At 61.2% G+C, this 18568-nt stretch carries 14 protein-coding genes and 2 tRNA genes; 12 read left to right on the top strand and 4 right to left on the bottom strand.

Annotation, left to right across the window (positions count from 1 at the left end; all coding sequences use genetic code 11):
- Positions 1-63: 63 nt before the first annotated feature.
- The 12 genes from J1D76_RS10570 to J1D76_RS10515 all read left to right on the top strand — a co-directional run bounded on the left by J1D76_RS10570 (position 64) and on the right by J1D76_RS10515 (position 15053).
- Positions 64-1563: an NAD(P)H-hydrate dehydratase gene (locus J1D76_RS10570; protein WP_421138271.1), complete on the top strand. Its 1500-nt coding sequence runs from the start codon at positions 64-66 to the stop codon at positions 1561-1563.
- A complete protein-coding gene (tsaE, locus tag J1D76_RS10565; RefSeq protein WP_421138270.1) occupies positions 1551-2021 on the top strand; it encodes a tRNA (adenosine(37)-N6)-threonylcarbamoyltransferase complex ATPase subunit type 1 TsaE in 471 nt (156 codons plus the stop codon). The genes J1D76_RS10570 and tsaE overlap by 13 nt, the downstream gene beginning before the upstream one ends.
- Complete coding sequence (locus J1D76_RS10560; RefSeq protein WP_421138269.1) at positions 2022-3452, top strand: N-acetylmuramoyl-L-alanine amidase; 1431 nt, start codon at positions 2022-2024, stop codon at positions 3450-3452.
- Entirely contained in the window at positions 3449-5359 is a 1911-nt protein-coding gene (gene mutL / locus J1D76_RS10555) for a DNA mismatch repair endonuclease MutL (protein WP_421138268.1), read from the top strand. The genes J1D76_RS10560 and mutL overlap by 4 nt, the downstream gene beginning before the upstream one ends.
- On the top strand, positions 5359-6330 hold the full coding sequence (miaA, locus tag J1D76_RS10550; protein ID WP_421138267.1) for a tRNA (adenosine(37)-N6)-dimethylallyltransferase MiaA: 972 nt from the start codon (positions 5359-5361) through the stop codon (positions 6328-6330). The genes mutL and miaA overlap by 1 nt, the downstream gene beginning before the upstream one ends.
- A 94-nt stretch (positions 6331-6424) precedes the next feature.
- On the top strand, positions 6425-6685 hold the full coding sequence (gene hfq / locus J1D76_RS10545; RefSeq protein WP_057397732.1) for an RNA chaperone Hfq: 261 nt from the start codon (positions 6425-6427) through the stop codon (positions 6683-6685).
- Between the two features lie 12 nt (positions 6686-6697).
- Positions 6698-7999: a ribosome rescue GTPase HflX gene (gene hflX, locus J1D76_RS10540; protein WP_421138266.1), complete on the top strand. Its 1302-nt coding sequence runs from the start codon at positions 6698-6700 to the stop codon at positions 7997-7999.
- 96 nt (positions 8000-8095) lie between these two features.
- Positions 8096-9271, top strand: coding sequence for an FtsH protease activity modulator HflK (hflK, locus tag J1D76_RS10535; RefSeq protein ID WP_421138265.1), 1176 nt, complete (start codon positions 8096-8098; stop codon positions 9269-9271).
- The gene (gene hflC / locus J1D76_RS10530) at positions 9271-10140 is read left to right on the top strand and encodes a protease modulator HflC (protein WP_224535688.1); all 870 of its coding nucleotides are present in this window, start codon (positions 9271-9273) and stop codon (positions 10138-10140) included. The genes hflK and hflC overlap by 1 nt, the downstream gene beginning before the upstream one ends.
- A 308-nt stretch (positions 10141-10448) precedes the next feature.
- Positions 10449-11636, top strand: a complete 1188-nt coding sequence (locus J1D76_RS10525; protein WP_421138264.1) for an ATP phosphoribosyltransferase regulatory subunit — start codon at positions 10449-10451, stop codon at positions 11634-11636.
- A 54-nt stretch (positions 11637-11690) separates the two neighbouring features.
- Positions 11691-12980, top strand: coding sequence for an adenylosuccinate synthase (locus tag J1D76_RS10520; RefSeq protein WP_421138263.1), 1290 nt, complete (start codon positions 11691-11693; stop codon positions 12978-12980).
- Positions 12981-13118: 138 nt separating this feature from the next.
- The gene (locus J1D76_RS10515) at positions 13119-15053 is read left to right on the top strand and encodes a methyl-accepting chemotaxis protein (RefSeq protein WP_421138262.1); all 1935 of its coding nucleotides are present in this window, start codon (positions 13119-13121) and stop codon (positions 15051-15053) included.
- Between the two features lie 87 nt (positions 15054-15140).
- Here J1D76_RS10515 and J1D76_RS10510 read toward each other — a convergent pair whose 3' ends face one another.
- From J1D76_RS10510 to J1D76_RS10495, 4 genes are all read right to left on the bottom strand, one after another.
- Positions 15141-16706 (bottom strand): ABC transporter permease, encoded by a 1566-nt coding sequence (locus tag J1D76_RS10510; RefSeq protein ID WP_421138261.1) that lies wholly within the window; start codon positions 16704-16706, stop codon positions 15141-15143.
- A complete protein-coding gene (locus J1D76_RS10505) occupies positions 16706-17716 on the bottom strand; it encodes an extracellular solute-binding protein (protein ID WP_421138260.1) in 1011 nt (336 codons plus the stop codon). The genes J1D76_RS10510 and J1D76_RS10505 overlap by 1 nt, the downstream gene beginning before the upstream one ends.
- A 335-nt stretch (positions 17717-18051) precedes the next feature.
- Positions 18052-18138, bottom strand: a tRNA-Leu gene (locus J1D76_RS10500).
- Between the two features lie 168 nt (positions 18139-18306).
- Positions 18307-18393 (bottom strand) — tRNA-Leu (locus J1D76_RS10495).
- Positions 18394-18568: the final 175 nt, after the last annotated feature.

The following is an 18568-nucleotide window of genomic DNA, read 5'->3' as shown; positions in this document are numbered from 1 at the left end:
GAGGCGAGAGAAACCGGAACTGAGGTGCGTATAATTCTGCCAGACATCGGAGCCCAAAGACGCATGCCGCACACTAAAGATGAATTACCCGACGCGCTGTACAGCGCCGCGCAAGTGCGGGCACTCGATGCGAGCCTGATCCCGGCCGGTACGCCGGGCTTCGAATTGATGCAGCGCGCGGCGCGGGCGACCTGGCGGGCGCTGGTGCGGCAATGGCCCACCGCGAATGAACTGAGCGTGCTGGCCGGGCATGGCAACAATGCTGGCGACGGCTATCTGGTGGCCACGTTGGCCCAGCGTGCCGGCTGGACGGTTCGGGTGCTGACGGTAGGGGATCTGCAACGCTTGCAGGGAGACGCTGCGTTGGCCCACGCCGAGGCGCTCTCTGAAAACGTACTCATCGAACCGTGGACAGCACAATCGGGATTGCGCGGCGTGGTGCTGGATGCTTTGCTCGGCACCGGCCTGAGCGGCGAGGTGCGTGAGCCGTATGCCGGCGCCATCGCGGCGATCAATGCCAGCGGGCTGCCGGTCGCAGCGGTGGATATCCCTTCGGGGCTGTGCGCCGACACCGGTCGTATCCTCGGTCAGGCGGTACGGGCCGACCTGACGGTGACGTTCATCGGTTTGAAGCTGGGGTTGTTCACCGGCGAGGCGGCCAATGTAGTGGGCGAGTTGCTGTTCAATGACCTGCAGGCCGACCCTCAGTTGATAGAGGGCGCCGCGTTCACCGCTCGTCGCTTGAACGCTGCCAACCTGCCGCGTCCAGCGGCGCGGGCACCGGCTTCCCACAAGGGTCAATTTGGTCACGTATTGCTGATCGGCGGCGATCGCGGGTTGGGTGGCGCGATCCTGTTGAGCGCGCAAAGTGCGCTGCGCAGTGGGGCTGGCATGGTCTCGGTGGCGACCCGCAGCGAGCACGTGCCCGCCGCGCTGGCACGAATCCCCGAGGCGATGGTGCTGGGTGTGTCGTCGGCCAATCAGCTGATGGGTTTGCTGCAAAAGGTTTCCGTGTTGGTGGTCGGCCCGGGGCTGGGGCAGGCGGGTTGGGGGCGCAGCCTTTTATCGGCCGCCGCCAATGCTCCATTGCCGCAAGTCTGGGACGCCGACGCGCTGAATCTGTTGGCCGAAGAGCGCGTGAGTTTGCCCAGCGATTGCGTGATCACCCCGCATCCTGGCGAAGCGGCGCGCTTGCTTGGAATGAGTACAGCGCAGGTTCAGGCCGATCGACCGGCAGCGGCTCATGCATTGAGTCGTAAGTATTCGGCGGTCGTGGTACTCAAGGGCGCCGGCAGCCTGATCGCCAGCCCCGACGGGCGGCTGGCTGTCTGTCATCAGGGGCACCCGGCGATGGCCACCGCAGGGCTGGGCGATGTGCTGGCCGGGCTGGTCGGCGCGCTGCTTGCCCAAGACATGGCGTCATACGACGCGGCCTGCCTGGCGGTCTGGCTGCACGCCAATGCCGGGGCGCAACAAGGTAAATTCGGCCGTGGACTGGCGGCCAGTGATCTGATTCCAGCCATTCGTCAGTTGTTGGAGGAGCAAGCACCGTGTCTGAAGTAACCCTGTACCTGGCCGACGAGCAGGCCATGACCGACTTTGGCGCACGCATTGCCTGCATTACCCAGGGCCACGGCCTGATCTTCCTGGAGGGCAACCTCGGGATGGGCAAGACCACGTTGTCGCGGGGTATCATTCGCGGCCTGGGCCATGTCGGGGCGGTCAAGAGTCCGACGTTCACCCTCGTCGAGCCCTATGAAATCGGCGCTATCCGCGCCTTTCACTTCGACCTGTACCGCCTGGTCGACCCGGAAGAGCTGGAGTTTCTCGGCATTCGCGACTACTTCGAAGACGATGCCTTGTGCCTGATCGAATGGCCGGGCAAAGGTGCAGGCTTTTTGCCAAAGCCGGACCTGACCATTACCATTAGCCCGCATAACAGCGGTCGTTCGCTGAAAATTTTGCCTCAGGGCTCGCGTGGCGAGGCCTGGAGTGCCGCTTTGGCATTGGAATCCAAATAGATGATGGGGTTAGGTATGCGCTTTCGCGCGTTGGTGGCTGCCGTAGGGGTGTTGTTTTTGGCGGTGACCGTCGACGCCGTGGCCGATACGAAGGTCAACAGCGTTCGCCTGTGGCGGGCGCCGGACAACACACGACTGGTGTTTGACCTGACAGGCCCGGTGCAACACAGCGTCTTTACCCTGACGGCTCCGGATCGCCTGGTGATCGACATCAACGGTGCGACCCTCGGCGCACCGCTCAACGTCAACACCTCGAACACGCCTATTACCGCCATGCGCTCGGCGCAACGCACGCCGACCGACCTGAGGGTGGTCATCGACCTTAAAAAGGCCGTTACCCCGAAAAGCTTCTCCCTGGCGCCCAACGCCCAATACGGCAACCGACTGGTGGTCGACCTGTTCGACAACGCGGCAGATGCCGCACCGCCGCCAACGCCTGCGCCTTCGGTTGCCACGGTGCCGGCGGTGCCTGTCACGCCTGCGGAGCCGGCGATCAAGCTACCTCCGGCCCCGGCCGGCAAGCGCGACATCATTGTCGTGATCGACGCCGGTCACGGTGGCGAAGACCCTGGGGCCTCAGGCTCCCGTGGTCAGCGCGAGAAAGACGTGGTGCTGGCGATCGCCCGTGAACTGCAGCGGCAGGTCAACGGCATGAAAGGCTTCCGCGCTGAACTGACCCGTACCGGCGACTACTTCATTCCGCTGCGCGGCCGTACCGAAATCGCCCGCAAGAAAGGCGCCGACCTGTTTGTCTCGATTCACGCTGACGCCGCGCCGTCCGCTGCTGCGTTTGGGGCGTCGGTATTCGCCCTGTCCGATCGTGGTGCCACTTCGGAAACCGCCCGTTGGCTGGCCGACAGTGAAAACCGTTCCGACCTGATCGGCGGTGCCGGCAACGTCAGCCTCGATGACAAGGACCGTATGCTCGCCGGTGTGTTACTGGACCTGTCGATGACCGCGTCGTTGACCTCCAGCCTGAACGTTGGCCAGAAGGTGCTGAGCAACATCGGTCGGGTCACGCCACTGCACAAGCAGCGGGTGGAACAGGCCGGGTTCATGGTGCTGAAGTCGCCGGACATTCCGTCGATCCTGGTGGAAACCGGCTTCATTTCCAACGCCAACGAGGCTTCCAAGCTCGCCGCGTCGAGCCATCAGCAGGCGTTGGCGCGTTCGATCAGCAGCGGTGTGCGCCAGTTCTTCCAGCAAAACCCGCCGCCGGGCACCTACATCGCCTGGCTGCGCGACTCCGGCAAAATCGTCCAGGGCCCACGTGACCACCGCGTCAGTCCGGGTGAAACGCTGGCCATGATCGCCGTGCGCTACCAGGTGTCGCCAGCGACCCTGCGCAGTGTCAACAAGCTGTCGAGCGATGAGCTTAAGGTCGGTCAGCACCTGACCATTCCGGGCACTGAACTGGCGGCCAAGGAATGAATCAGGTCGTGAACAACGGCGCTCGTATCGAACTGCTCAGCCCGCGCCTGGCGAACCAGATCGCGGCAGGCGAGGTGGTCGAGCGCCCGGCTTCGGTGATCAAGGAACTGTTGGAAAACAGCCTCGACTCCGGCGCCAAACGCATCGACGTCGATGTCGAGCAGGGTGGTGTCAAGCTGCTGCGGGTGCGCGACGACGGTAGTGGGATTTCTGCCGATGACCTGCCGTTGGCCCTGGCCCGTCACGCCACCAGCAAGATCCGCAACCTGGAAGACCTCGAACAGGTCATGAGCCTGGGCTTTCGCGGTGAAGCGCTGGCATCGATCAGCTCCGTCGCGCGGCTGACCCTGACTTCCCGCACCCGCGACGCCGATCAGGCCTGGCAGGTCGAGACTGAAGGCCGGGACATGGCGCCCCGCGTACAGCCTGCCGCGCATCCGGTGGGGACATCGGTTGAAGTGCGTGACCTGTTCTTCAATACCCCGGCGCGACGCAAGTTCCTCAAGACTGAAAAAACCGAATTCGATCACCTGCAGGAAGTGATCCGGCGCCTGGCCCTGGCGCGTTTCGATGTGGCGTTCCATTTGCGCCACAACGGCAAGACCATCCTCAGCCTGCATGAGGCCCATGATGATGCGGCCCGCGCACGGCGAGTGGCGGCGATCTGCGGGCCGGGCTTCCTCGAGCAGGCGCTGCCAATCGAGATCGAACGCAATGGCCTGCACCTGTGGGGCTGGGTCGGGTTGCCGACCTTCAACCGCAGCCAGGCGGATTTGCAGTATTTCTTCGTCAATGGCCGTGCGGTGCGCGACAAACTGGTGGCCCACGCGGTGCGCCAGGCCTATCGCGACGTGCTGTTCAACGGACGGCATCCGACCTTCGTGCTGTTTTTTGAAGTCGACCCGACCGGCGTCGATGTGAACGTGCACCCAACCAAGCACGAAGTGCGCTTCCGTGAGGGGCGCATGGTTCACGACTTCCTGTATGGCACCTTGCACCGGGCCTTGGGCGATGTGCGCCCGGACGATCATCTGGCGGCGCCGGTGGCCACGGCCATCGTCCGGCCCAGCGGGCTCGAAGCCGGTGAATTCGGCCCCCAGGGCGAAATGCGCCTGGCCGCCAATGCGCTGCTGGAGCAGCCTCAGGCTCAGCCTTCGTTCAATGCACCGGCCGGTTCGGGTGCTGGCGCGGGTTATCAGTATCAGTACACACCGCGTCCGCAGTCCGCTGTCCCGGCTGCCGAAGCGCAGGCCGCCTATCGCGAGTTTTTTGCGCCACTGCCCGAAGCCAATGCCAGTGCGCTGCCGGCCGGGCAGGACGACATCCCGCCACTGGGTTACGCACTGGCACAACTCAAGGGCATCTACATCCTTTCGGAAAACGCCCAGGGCCTGGTGCTGGTGGACATGCACGCCGCCCACGAGCGGATCATGTACGAGCGCTTGAAGGTGGCAATGGCCAACGAAGGCTTGAGCGGCCAGCCATTGCTGGTGCCCGAGACCTTGGCCCTCAGTCAGCGCGAGGCCGATTGCGCCGAGGAGCATGTCGCGTGGTTCCAGCGACTGGGCTTCGAATTGCAGCGCCTGGGCCCGGAAACCCTGGCCATCCGGCAGATTCCGGCGCTGCTCAAGCAGGCTGAAGCCAACCGGCTGGTGGGCGACGTGCTCGCTGACCTGATGGAGTACGGCACCAGCGACCGCATCCAGGCGCACCTGAACGAATTGCTCGGAACCATGGCCTGCCACGGTGCGGTACGGGCGAACCGGCGTCTGGCCCTGCCGGAAATGAACGGTCTGCTGCGCGACATGGAAAACACCGAGCGCAGCGGTCAATGCAACCATGGCCGACCGACCTGGACCCAGCTGGGCCTGGACGATCTGGACAAACTGTTCTTGCGCGGTCGTTGATGAGTCAGCTCCCCCCTGCGATTTTCCTGATGGGCCCGACCGCCGCCGGCAAGACCGACCTGGCCATCGAACTCACCAAGGTCCTGCCTTGTGAGCTGATCAGCGTCGACTCGGCGCTCGTCTACCGCGGCATGGACATCGGCACCGCCAAACCTTCGAAAGAGTTGCTGGCGCAGCATCCGCATCGCCTGATCGATATTCTCGACCCTGCCGAGAGTTATTCGGCTGCGGATTTCCGCCGTGACGCCCTGCAAGCCATGGCCGAGATCACCGCACGCGGAAAAATTCCGTTGCTGGTGGGCGGCACAATGCTCTATTACAAGGCTTTGACGGACGGCCTGGCCGACATGCCGGCGGCCGATCCGGATGTGCGTGCGCAAATCGAAGAAGAGGCTGCACGCCTTGGCTGGCAAGCCTTGCACGACCAATTGGCGACCATCGACCCGGTTTCCGCGGCGCGGATTCATCCGAACGACCCGCAGCGTTTGAGTCGGGCACTGGAAGTTTATCGTGTCAGCGGTCAGAGCATGACCGCCCTGCGTTTGCAACAAAGTGCGCAAAGTACTGAAGCAGCCGCTTCGGGACAGCAACAATTGCCCTATACTGTCGCGAACTTGGCCATTGCCCCGGCAAATCGTCAGGTACTTCACGAGAGAATTAAACAAAGATTCACTTTAATGTTGGAACAGGGATTCATTGACGAGGTCGTAGCCCTGCGTAATAGAGGTGACCTGCATGCCGGGATGCCGTCTATACGTGCAGTAGGCTACCGCCAAGTCTGGGATCACCTGGATGGCAAGCTGACGTCAGCCGAGATGCAGGAGCGTGGAATCATTGCCACGCGCCAATTGGCGAAACGCCAGTTCACCTGGCTGCGCAGCTGGACTGATCTGCATTGGCTGGACAGTCTCGATTGCGACAATCTGCCACGCGCCTTGAAATACCTTGGGACCATCTCCATATTGAGGTGAGTCCTTGCAATTGCCGTCTATCCTTGGGGGTGTGGCGGCTAAAGCCATCTGAATTACCTATTTTTTATATTGAATCCTTAAAGGAGTGCGGCACATGTCAAAAGGGCATTCGCTACAAGACCCTTACTTGAATACTTTACGTAAAGAGAAAGTTGGGGTGTCCATCTACCTGGTCAACGGTATCAAACTGCAAGGCACGATCGAGTCGTTCGACCAGTTCGTCATCCTGCTGAAAAACACCGTAAGCCAAATGGTCTACAAGCACGCTATCTCGACAGTGGTACCGGTTCGTCCAATTCGTCTGCCTAGCGCAACCGAATCCGAAGCGGGTGACACTGAGCCAGGTAACGCCTGATAGGAGTCTCCTTTGTTCTTTGAGCGCCACGGTGGTGGTGAGCGAGTCATCCTCGTTCACTTGGATGGACAGGACCCTGAGGCGCGCGAAGATCCGCAGGAGTTTCAGGAGTTGGCTAATTCGGCTGGCGCCGAGACCGTCGCGTTTTTTAACGTGCCGCGTCATCGGCCAACCGCCAAATTCCTGATTGGTAGCGGCAAGGTCGAGGAACTTCGCGACCTGGTCCACACCGAAGAAGCCGATCTGGTGATCTTCAATCACGTCCTCACACCCAGTCAGGAACGTAACCTCGAACGTGTTTTCGAGTGTCGCGTGATCGACCGTACCGGTCTGATTCTCGATATTTTCGCCCAGCGCGCCCGTACTCATGAAGGCAAGCTCCAGGTAGAACTGGCCCAGCTTGACCACATGAGCACCCGGCTGGTTCGCGGCTGGACTCACCTTGAGCGCCAAGGCGGCGGCATCGGCATGCGTGGCCCGGGTGAAACCCAGCTCGAAACCGACCGGCGCCTGCTGCGGGTTCGTTTGCGCCAGATCAAGGGTCGCCTGGAAAAGGTGCGCAGCCAGCGCGAGCAGTCGCGACGCGGCCGCTCGCGTGCGGATATCCCTACCGTGTCTCTGGTGGGGTACACCAACGCCGGTAAATCCACGCTGTTCAATAACGTGACCAAGTCCGACGTGTACGCCGCTGACCAGCTGTTTGCCACGCTGGACCCGACCCTGCGCCGTCTGGAACTGGACGACCTGGGGCCGATTGTCCTGGCCGACACCGTGGGTTTCATTCGCCATTTGCCGCACAAGCTGGTCGAAGCATTCCGGTCTACGCTCGAAGAGTCGAGCAACTCCGACCTGCTGCTGCACGTGATCGATGCGGCCGAACCGGATCGGATGTTGCAAATCGAGCAGGTGATGGTCGTGCTGGGCGAGATCGGGGCCCAGGACTTGCCGATCCTCGAGGTCTATAACAAACTCGATTTGCTTGAAGGCGTTGAGCCACAAATCCAGCGCGACGAAAACGGCAAGCCTCAACGGGTCTGGCTTTCGGCGCGTGATGGCAGTGGTCTGGAATTGCTTGAGCAAGCTATTGCGGAGTTGTTGGGCAGTGAGTTGTTTGTCGGTACGCTGCGCCTGCCTCAACGCTTTGCGCGTCTGCGTGCGCAGTTTTTCGAGCTGGGCGCGGTACAGAAAGAAGAATACGACGAAGAAGGTGTCAGCTTGCTGGCCGTTCGATTGCCGCGCTCGGAGCTCAATCGACTGGTCAGCCGTGAGGGCGTTGTGCCGACGGAGTTCATCGAGCAACACACTTTGCAATAAAAGCCTGAGAAAGCGGTTGTGTCGTGGTGACAGGCATTCTGTAGCATTGGCCGGCGCGCCGTGGGTGCGTCTTTGCTTTATCAGATGGAGAGCGCTATGGCTTGGAATGAGCCGGGTGGCAACTCGAATAATCAGGATCCTTGGGGTGGCAAGCGCCGTAACAACGGCGACCGCAAGGGACCACCAGATCTCGACGAGGCCTTCCGAAAGCTGCAGGAAAGCCTGAACGGTTTGTTCGGTGGTGGTAAGAAACGCGGTGGTGATGACGGCGGTGGTCCGGGCAAGAGTGGCGGCTTTGGCGGCCTGCTCGGCATTGGCCTGGTCGTGCTGGCTGCCGTATGGCTGTACAGCGCGGTCTACGTGGTCGACGAGCAGGAGCAAGCCGTGGTGCTGCGCTTCGGCAAGTACTACGAAACCGTGGGTCCTGGCCTGAATATCTACTTCCCGCCGATCGACAAGAAGTACATGGAAAACGTCACGCGTGAGCGTGCCTACACCAAGCAGGGCCAGATGCTGACCGAAGACGAGAACATCGTCGAAGTGCCCCTGACCGTGCAGTACAAGATCAGCAACCTGCAGGACTTCGTGCTGAGCGTCGATCAGCCGGAAATCAGCCTGCAACACGCGACCGACAGCGCCTTGCGCCATGTGGTGGGTTCCACCGCGATGGACCAGGTGTTGACCGAAGGTCGTGAATTGATGGCCAGCGAAATCAAGGAGCGCCTGCAACGCTTCATGGACACCTATCGCACCGGTATCACCGTCACCCAGGTCAACGTTCAGAGCGCAGCGGCACCGCGTGAAGTCCAGGAAGCCTTCGATGACGTGATCCGTGCCCGTGAAGATGAGCAGCGTTCGCGCAACCAGGCTGAAACCTATGCCAACGGCGTCGTGCCGGAAGCCCGTGGTCAGGCCCAGCGCATCCTCGAGGATGCCAATGGTTACCGTGACGAGACCGTCTCGCGCGCCAAGGGTGAGGCCGATCGCTTCACCAAGTTGGTCGCCGAGTATCGCAAGGCCCCTGAAGTCACCCGCCAGCGTCTGTACCTGGACACCATGCAGGAAGTCTTCAGCAATACCAGCAAGGTACTCGTGACCGGAAACAAGAACGGCCAGAGCAACCTGCTGTACCTGCCTCTGGACAAGATGATCGACAGTGGTCGCAGCACCAGCACTCCGGTGACCAGCGCGGCAGCTACCAGCAATGAAGCGAATGCGCGTGCGGCAGCTGATCTGCAGCAACAGCAAGCACGTACCAGGGAGAGTCGCTGATGAGCAATAAATCGCTGATCGCCCTTATTGTCGGCGTCGTCGTGGCGATCGCTGCCTGGAACTGCTTCTACATCGTGGCTCAGACCGAGCGTGCGGTGTTGCTGCAGTTCGGTCGCGTGGTCCAGGCCGATGTTCAGCCAGGTCTGCACGTGAAGGTGCCTTACGTTAACCAGGTGCGTAAATTCGACGCCCGCCTGATGACGCTGGATGCACCGACACAACGCTTCCTGACGCTGGAAAAGAAAGCCGTCATGGTCGATGCCTACGCCAAGTGGCGCGTGAAGGACGCCGAGCGTTTCTACACCGCGACCTCCGGCCTCAAGCAGATCGCCGACGAGCGTCTGTCCCGTCGTCTGGAATCGGGCCTGCGCGACCAGTTCGGTAAGCGCACCCTGCACGAAGTGGTGTCCGGTGAGCGCGATGCGCTGATGGCCGACATCACGGCTTCGCTGAACAAGATGGCCGAGAAAGAACTGGGCATCGAAGTCGTCGATGTCCGGGTCAAGACCATCGACCTGCCAAAAGAAGTAAACCGCAGCGTGTTCGAACGTATGAGCACCGAGCGTGAGCGTGAAGCTCGCGAGCACCGCGCCAAGGGTAACGAACTGGCTGAAGGCATCCGTGCCGACGCCGATCGTCAACGCCGCGTGCTGCTGGCTGAAGCCTATCGTGAATCCGAAGAGATTCGCGGTGACGGCGACGCCCAGGCCGCTGCGATCTACTCCAAGGCCTACGGTCAGGATCAGGAGTTCTACGCGTTCTACCGTAGCCTGCGTGCCTACCGTGAAAGCTTCGCGAACAAATCCGACGTCATGGTCCTCGACCCAAGCAGCGACTTCTTCCACTACCTGGAAAAAGCCAAGCCTTGATACGACGTTGACCTGAATCACTCCGCCGGGCGGCTAAAAGCGCTGGCGGGGTGATCCTTTGGGAAAACGTGTGTATGATGCGGCAGCCGGGAAATTCCCGGCTTTTTTGCGTCTGCACGTTTGATTGCTGTTTCAAGCAGATGCCGGGCCGATTGGCCTGACAGGTTTTTCGAGGAAAGTGGTTGGCGAAGCCGGAAAAGGCTTTTCGCTTCGTCGCTCATGCGCGGGGTTTGTGCATGGGCCGATCATTTTCTGCTTCACTCAAGGCTCGCCGACAGGCTGGCTGCCCGGAGATAGGGGAAGGCGTAATGGCAACGGTAGACCGCTGGCTTCTGCCAGATGGCATCGAAGAAGTACTGCCACCTGAAGCGGCGCGTATTGAAGTCGCGCGTCGTCAGGTGTTGGATCTGTTCCAGAGCTGGGGTTACGAGTTTGTCGTGACTCCCCATATCGAGTACCTGGAATCCCTGCTGACCGGCGCGGGCCAGGACCTGGATTTGCGCACCTTCAAGGTCATCGACCCGCAATCGGGTCGGCAGATGGGGTTTCGCGCAGACATCACGCCACAAGTAGCCCGCATCGATGCGCACACCCTGCGCCGCGAAGGCCCGAGCCGCCTGTGCTACGCCGGTAGCGTGCTGCATGCCCAGCCTCGCGCCTTGTCGTCCTCGCGCAGCCCGATCCAGTTGGGCGCCGAGTTGTACGGCGACGCCAGCCCGAGCAGCGACGTCGAAGTCATCAGCCTGATGCTGGCCATGCTGCAACTGGCCGATGTGCCGGATGTGCACATGGACCTCGGCCATGTCGGTATCTATCGCGGCCTGGCCCGCGCCGCCGGTTTGTCCGGTGAAGTCGAGCAGCAGTTGTTCGATGCGTTGCAACGCAAGGCCATCGACGAGGTCATTACCTTGACCGAAGGCCTGCCGGCCGATCTGTCGGGCATGCTGCGCGCATTGGTCGATTTGTGTGGTGGCCGCGAAGTGCTGGCCGCAGCCCGTGATCGCCTGGCCAAGGCGCCGGCCCCGGTCCTGGCGGCACTGGACGATTTGCTGGCGATTGCCGAGCGACTGTCCGTGCGCTTCCCGGATCTGCCGCTGTATTTTGACCTCGGCGAGTTGCGTGGCTACCACTACCACACCGGCGTGGTGTTCGCGGTGTTCGTGCCGGGTGTAGGCCAGTCCATTGCCCAGGGCGGTCGTTACGACGACATCGGCGCCGACTTCGGTCGTGCGCGCCCGGCAACCGGTTTCTCTACCGATTTGAAAACCCTGGTGACCCTGGGGCGTGCTGAAATCGAGCTACCGTCTGGCGGTATCTGGATGCCTGACAGTACGGATGCGGCACTCTGGCAGCAGGTTTGCCAGTTGCGCAGTGAGGGTCAGCGTGTCGTTCAGGCGTTGCCTGGACAGCCATTGGCCGCCGCCCGTGAAGCGGACTGCGACCGGCAATTGATCCAGCAGAACGGGCTTTGGCAAGTATCGCCACTGGCTTCTTGAGTTTTCCTGCCGGCTGCCGCCGGCACCAAGTTTGCGCGAATGAGGACAAGTGTTATGGGTAAGAATGTCGTAGTCCTGGGCACCCAATGGGGTGATGAGGGCAAAGGCAAGATCGTTGATCTGCTGACCGAACATGCTGCCGCCGTAGTGCGCTACCAGGGTGGCCACAACGCGGGTCACACCCTGGTGATCGACGGCGAAAAAACTGTCTTGCACCTGATCCCCTCGGGCGTGCTGCGCGAAGGCGTGCAGTGCCTGATCGGTAATGGCGTAGTGGTTGCACCTGACGCCCTGTTGCGCGAGATCACCAAGCTGGAAGAGAAAGGCGTGCCGGTGCGCGAGCGCCTGCGCATCAGCCCTTCCTGCCCGCTGATCCTGTCCTTCCACGTCGCGCTGGACCAGGCCCGTGAAAAGGCCCGTGGCGAGCTGAAGATCGGTACTACCGGTCGCGGTATCGGCCCGGCCTACGAAGACAAGGTCGCACGTCGTGGCCTGCGTGTTGGCGACCTGCTCAACATGCCGCGCTTTGAAGACAAGCTGCGTGAACTGGTGGACTACCACAACTTCATGCTGGTGGGTTACTACAAAGAGCCAGCCATTGAATTCGACAAGACCCTGTCCGAGTGCAAGGAATACGCTGAGCTGCTAAAGCCGCTGATGCTGGACGTGACTGCCGAGCTGCACGACCTGCGTCGCGCTGGCAAGGACATCATGTTCGAAGGCGCCCAGGGTTCGCTGCTGGACATCGACCACGGCACCTACCCGTACGTGACCAGCTCCAACACCACCGCTGGCGGCGTTGCGACCGGTTCGGGCGTAGGCCCTATGTTCCTGGACTACATCCTGGGCATCACCAAGGCCTACACCACGCGTGTAGGTTCGGGTCCATTCCCGACTGAGCTGTTCGACGAAGTCGGTGCGCACCTGGCCAAACAAGGTCACGAGTTCGGCGCCACGACCGGCCGTGCTCGTCGTTGCGGCTGGTTCGACGCTGTTATCCTGCGTCGCGCTATCGATGTGAACAGCATCTCGGGCATCTGCCTGACCAAGCTGGACGTACTCGACGGTCTGGAAACCATCAACATCTGCGTCGGCTACAAGGATGCACAAGGCAATGCTGTTGCGCCGACTGACGCTGATAGCTACGTGGGCCTACAGCCTGTGTACGAAGAAGTGCCAGGCTGGACCGAGTCGACCGTGGGCGCCAAAACCCTGGAAGAGCTGCCGGCCAACGCCCGTGCTTACATCAAGCGCGTTGAAGAGCTGATCGGCGCGCCGATCGACATTATTTCGACGGGCCCGGACCGCAACGAAACCATCGTACTGCGCCATCCGTTTGCTTGATAAGCTGTTGATGTAAAACACAAAGGCCCCTTATTTGGGGCCTTTGTCGTTTATGCCTGCTGAACGGCATGACCTTTGCTGTAAATATCCCGAAAAGAGTGCCATCAATTTAATGGCGTCAAAGTAGAGGGATTCACAGTGTCGGCCGTTCTCTCACTGTTACAAAGCCGTTTGTTGCGGCCCGTGTTCGTTACCCTTGGTATCGCCCTTTTGGTGCAGGTGCTGGTGGCTGTTGCCCTGACCCGGAGCACAGTGACCGCGCTGGAAGCCGATCTGGGCACGCGACTGGGGGCGGACAGTCAAAAACTTTCCGCTGAGCTTGAGCAAGCCGGGCGCGAAGTCACGTCCAGCCTGGACAACCTCTCCAGCAGTACCCGTCAGCGCCTGACGGCCGGTTTGTCCTCGCGACTCGAGGAAGAGCAGGCGCAATTGCGTGCGACGCTGGAAAAGGACCTGAAGGACTCTGCCAGCGACATGGCACAGCTCCTGGCCTCGGTCGCGCCGCGCGCCATGTGGGACAACGACGTGCCGACGCTTTCCGAGTTTGCTCGCCGGGCCCAGCGCAATCCGAATGTGCTGTTCGTGGTGTATGACGACGCCACCGGCCAGCACCTGACGCGCTACCTCAACCGGGAAAACCCGATCAACAAGGCGTTGCTGGAAAAAGGCCAGGGCGAACGTGCGCTGGACAAGGTGCTCGATGCTGCGAAGAACGATCCGTCGGTCTTCTACATCGAGGCCTCGATCAACCCCAACGGGGTGGAAATCGGCAAGGTGCTGATGGGCGTCTCGACCGCTTCGGTAGAGGCCGACCTCGCTGCGCTCGACAAGCGCTTCTCGGCATTGATTGCCAGCAGCGATCAGTTGGTCGGCGACAGCCTCAAGGGTGCGGCTGCCGACAGTGCTTCGGCGATGCGTTCGCGCTTGCAGTCAGCCCAGGCCACGGCGGCAGAAATGAAAGCCAACACCACCAGTACGGTGCAGGAAGCGGCGGCGACTTTGCGCTGGCGCATCGGCGTCTGCCTGGCGGTGGTGGGATTTGGTGTGCTGCTGTTGCTGGCGGTGGTGCTCGGTCGCCGGGTGGTCAATCGCCTGAAAATGCTGATTGTTGCCATGGATGACCTGGCGGCGGGCGAGGGTGATCTGACCAAGCGTGTGCAGATCAACAGCAAGGACGAAATCGGCGACATGGCCTCCGCGGTCAATCGCTTTGTCGATAAGTTGCAACCGATCGTGCGTGAGGCGGGCGATGTGGCCCAGCGTACCGGTGTCGAGATTGGTGCCATGACCCTGCGCAACGCCGGTGCGGATGCAGCAGCGGGGATGCAGCGCGACGAAGTGGCGGAGAGCCTGCGTGCGCTCTCGCAAATGGCTGATGAGGCGCAGTCGGAAAGCCACGCCATGCAGGCGGCGTTGAAACAAGTCGTGGACATTCGCCAGGCCACCGATGAGAACACCCGGACCTCGGCGAAAGTCGGCAGCCTGATCGAAGAGCTGGCGGGGCAGGTCAACACCGGTGCGCAGGTGATCGAGCGCCTCGCGCAGCAAAGTGAACAGATTGAAGTGGTGTTGACGGTGATTCACGGGATCGCCGAGCAGACCAACCTGTTGGCGCTGAATGCTGCCATCGAGGCCGCGCGTGCCGGTGAGACCGGGCGCGGCTTCGCGGTGGTGGCAGATGAAGTGCGGGCATTGGCGAGCAAGACGCAGAGTTCCACTGGCGACATTCAGGCGCACATCGTGGCCTTGCAGCAAGGTGCGCGTGAGGCGGTGGCGGCGATTGGCCAGGCCGGGCGCCAGGCGAACGAAGGCTTGCTGGTGTTGCGTGACAGTGCGCGGTTGCAGCAGTCGGTGCAGGCCTCGGTCGAGCAGGTTCATGCGGCGATTGGTTTGGCCACTCAGGCCGCGGCGCATCAGGCTCAAGGTGCGCAGGCCGTGCGTGGGCGGGTGCAGACCATTCATGCCCAGGCCGAGAAGGCTGCGCAAGCGGTCGTTGAAACCACGGCCAGCGGCAAGGTGCTTGATGGCCTGGCGGCGCAGTTGAAGGCGAGCCTGGGGCAGTTCAGGGCTTGACCTGTTGTCAGTGCCAGCCCCTTCGCGAGCGGGCTCGCTCCTACTATTGAGCAATCACTGTGTGGGAGCCTGCTCGCGAAAGCGGTCTTAACGGCTCAAGTACATCCGTGTTGTCAGCAAATAGACCGGCAACCCCGACACCAGAATCAGCAACGCCGCATAAGGCGCCGCCGCCGCAAACTCGACATTGGCGGTATGCGCCCAGACTTCCGTCGCCAAGGTGTTCAGCCCGGTCGGGCTCAGCAGCAGCGTGGCGGTCAGTTCCTTCATCGCATCCAGAAACACCAGCGCAAAAGCCGCGCCCAACGCCGGGAAAATTATCGGCAGGGTCACTCGGCAAAAAGCACTGAATGACGATGCGCCCAGCGTGCGCGCCGCTTCCTCTAGCTGCGGCGCGGCCTTGTTCAGGGCTGTGCGGATTGGCGCCTGAGCCAGCGGCAAAAAAAGCAAGGCATAGGCGATCAGCAGAAGTGCGGACGTCTGATAGAGCATCGGCACGTAGTGCAGGGCGAAGTACACCAGCGTCAGGGCAATCACCAGCCCCGGCAGGGCATGCAGCAGATACGGCAAGCGCTCGGCCCAGATCGCCAATTGACCTTTGTAGCGCACGACCACCAGGCCGACCGGCACCGCCAGCACCAGGCACAACGCCGCGCCGCCCAGGGACAACGCAAGGGAGGACAGCAGTGCCTCGCCGATGGTCGCTACGGGAAAGGCGGCCGACGAGCCCACCACCAGCCAGTAGACCAGCATGCCCAGTGGAATCCCGCTGCCAATGATGGCCAGCAGCAGGCAGTAAAGTTGTCCCGCTACTGCCCACGGTCCCAAATGAACCTGTTCCGCCTGTCGTGCAGCGCCTTGGCCGGTGCGCACGTGTCGACCTTTGCCACGCACGCGCAATTCCAGCCACAGCAGCGTCAGGCACAGCATCAGTAGCACGGCCGAAAGCATCGCTGCATTGGCGTTGCTGAACTCCAGTTCGAACTGCTGGTAGATCGCCGTGGTAAAGGTTTGCAGGCCGATGATCGACAGGGCGCCGAACTCCACCAGCATGTGCAAGGCGATCAGTAGCGAGCCCGCCAGCAGCGAGGGCCAGAGCAGCGGAAGGGTGACGCGAAAAAACACGCCCCAGCGATTTTGCCCCAGCGTTCGGGCCGATTCTTCCAGCGAAGGATCGAGATTGCGCAGGGTCGCTGCTACCGGCAGAAAAATCAGCGGGTACTTCGACAGGCTCATCACCAGGATCGCCCCGCCAAGCCCTTCGAAATGCGCGCTGAGGGAAACCCAGGTGAAACTGCTGACGAATGCCGGTACGGCAAACGGCAGGCACAGGATCACGCCCCAAATCCGCCGCCCCGCCAGCTGACTACGTTCGAGCAGCCATGCCAGTGACAGGCCGATCACGCCGCAGGTAAAGGTAACACCCAGCATCAACGCAAGCGTGTTACGCAGCAGGCCAAACACATAGGGCCGCCACAACAGGTGCAGGGCTTCGGCCCAGCCTGCCTGCCAGGCTTTGAGACCGACATAGGCCAGCGGCAGGAGGCTGAGGACGACCAGCAGCAATACCGGCAACACCAGTCCAATCGGTGGACGCTTGCGGCGGGGAGCGGTATTGCTGCGCAAGTTGGTTGCAGAAAGCGACGCGCTCATCAGTTCAAGCCAACGTCACGTTCCAGGTCCAGGGCTTCGTCGGCATTGCCGAGGTCGGCTGGCGTCACGTTGGGCGCCTGCAATTCGCTGAAGGGCTTGAGGCCGCGATCAGATTCCATGCCTTTGTGCAGCGGGTATTCGGCGGTGGTCTGGGTGATCACGCGTTGGCCTTCCTCGCTGGCCATAAAGGCGAGCAATTGCTGGGCTTCTTTGGGGTGTTTGCTGGATTTCAGGACCGCTGCGCTGGACACGGTAATGAGCCCGCCAACATCGCCATCGGTGAAGTAGTGCAGCTTCGAATCGAGCTGGCCTTTTTCGCGTTGCAGGGCGAACCAGTAGTAGTTGTTGACCAGCACGGTGGCGACCTCGCCGTTCTCCACCGCTTTCAACGCAACCATGTTGTTGCTGTAGGTCTTGCCGAAGGCGCGAAGGCCCGTCAGCCATTCTTCGGCAGCGTCCCTGCCGTGGACCTTGATGATCGCCACGGCCTGTTCCTGGAAGGCGCCGCTGGTCGGCACGAACCCGACCTTGCCTTGCCATGCCGGGTTGGAGAATTCCATCACCGACTTCGGCAGGTCTTTTTCATCGACCAGTTTTGGGTTGTAGGCGACAACGCGTACCCGGGCGGTTACGCCAATCCAGGTACCGTTGCTGGCGACGTATTCCTTGGGCAGAACCGCTTGCGTGGTGTCATCGGTCTTGGCGAGCAGGCCTTGTTCACCGAGTTTGTTCAGCGGTGGCGACTCTTCGGTGTAGATGACGTCGGCGGGGGAGCGATCGCCCTCTTCGACGATCTGGCTGGCGAGCTGGTTGCTGCTGCCCTTGCGCACATTGACGTGGATACCGGTCCTGGCTTCGAAGGCTTTGGCGACGGCGTCGCCGACTTCCTTGTGTTGGCCGTTGTAGAGGGTCAGCGCAACCGGATCGGCGGCTTGGGTGAGGGGAGTGGCGAGTGCCAGGCCGAGCAGGGTAATGGTCAGACCGCGGCGCAGGGTATTTCGAAACATCATTCGCAGGGTTCCTCACTGTCGCATTGCAAAAACTTGCAACAATGATAAACGATATTGTTTCTCAAACGCGCGTTGCGATGTTGAAGGACGCTTGATAGGTGCGGCGAGCGGAGAGCTTTTGTGGCGAGGGGGCTTGCCCCCGTTGGGTCGCGAAGCGGCCTCAGCGCAAACTTCGCCACACCGCATTTGCCGGGTTTACGACTGCTTCGCAGCCGAACGGGGGCAAGCCCCCTCGCCACATGAATGGTGTTGTTTCGGTTTTTAAATATCAGAAACGCAAAAACCCGCTTTCGCGGGTTTTCGTGAAATCCAAGGTCGCAACCTTGAATTTGAATTGGTGCCCAGAAGAAGACTCGAACTTCCACGACCTTGCGGTCACCAGCACCTGAAGCTGGCGTGTCTACCAATTTCACCATCTGGGCATTCATCGCAAGCGTTGCCGCTGTTGATGTGGCGCACTATACGGAGAGCGTTTTGATCTGTAAACCCCTGATTTTAAAATTAATAAAACCTGGCCTTCAGAATGCAAAAACCCGCTTTCGCGGGTTTTTGTGTGAGCCTTGAAATTGATCTAATCTCAAGCTCGAAATTGGTGCCCAGAAGAAGACTCGAACTTCCACGACCTTGCGGTCACCAGCACCTGAAGCTGGCGTGTCTACCAATTTCACCATCTGGGCAGTATCGACATGCGTCTGCGTCGTCGATGGCGCGCACTATACGGAGCGTCTTTTTAACTGTAAACCCCCGTAATCAAAAAAACCTGGAAAATTTCGCCAGCGGTCTGCAAAACAGCTTTTTGGTATCGATACAGGGCTTTAGACAGGTCGTCTTAGCCTGAAATTTCCCGTTTCA

It is taken from the genome of Pseudomonas sp. NFX15, assembly GCF_049132105.1.
Taxonomy (GTDB): domain Bacteria; phylum Pseudomonadota; class Gammaproteobacteria; order Pseudomonadales; family Pseudomonadaceae; genus Aquipseudomonas.
The sequence above is the reverse complement of the archived record's forward strand: the minus strand, read 5'-3'. Positions and strand labels throughout refer to the sequence as shown.

Excerpts from the sequence above, each read along its gene's own strand:
- J1D76_RS10570 (WP_421138271.1), top strand. The coding sequence starts at position 64 with ATGCCGCACACTAAAGATGAATTACCCGACGCGCTGTACAGCGCCGCG.
- J1D76_RS10560 (WP_421138269.1), top strand. The coding sequence starts at position 2,022 with ATGATGGGGTTAGGTATGCGCTTTCGCGCGTTGGTGGCTGCCGTAGGG.
- mutL (WP_421138268.1), top strand. The coding sequence starts at position 3,449 with ATGAATCAGGTCGTGAACAACGGCGCTCGTATCGAACTGCTCAGCCCG.
- miaA (WP_421138267.1), top strand. The coding sequence starts at position 5,359 with ATGAGTCAGCTCCCCCCTGCGATTTTCCTGATGGGCCCGACCGCCGCC.
- hfq (WP_057397732.1), top strand. The coding sequence starts at position 6,425 with ATGTCAAAAGGGCATTCGCTACAAGACCCTTACTTGAATACTTTACGT.
- hflK (WP_421138265.1), top strand. The coding sequence starts at position 8,096 with ATGGCTTGGAATGAGCCGGGTGGCAACTCGAATAATCAGGATCCTTGG.
- hflC (WP_224535688.1), top strand. The coding sequence starts at position 9,271 with ATGAGCAATAAATCGCTGATCGCCCTTATTGTCGGCGTCGTCGTGGCG.
- J1D76_RS10525 (WP_421138264.1), top strand. The coding sequence starts at position 10,449 with ATGGCAACGGTAGACCGCTGGCTTCTGCCAGATGGCATCGAAGAAGTA.
- J1D76_RS10520 (WP_421138263.1), top strand. The coding sequence starts at position 11,691 with ATGGGTAAGAATGTCGTAGTCCTGGGCACCCAATGGGGTGATGAGGGC.
- J1D76_RS10510 (WP_421138261.1), bottom strand. The coding sequence starts at position 16,706 with ATGAGCGCGTCGCTTTCTGCAACCAACTTGCGCAGCAATACCGCTCCC.
- J1D76_RS10505 (WP_421138260.1), bottom strand. The coding sequence starts at position 17,716 with ATGATGTTTCGAAATACCCTGCGCCGCGGTCTGACCATTACCCTGCTC.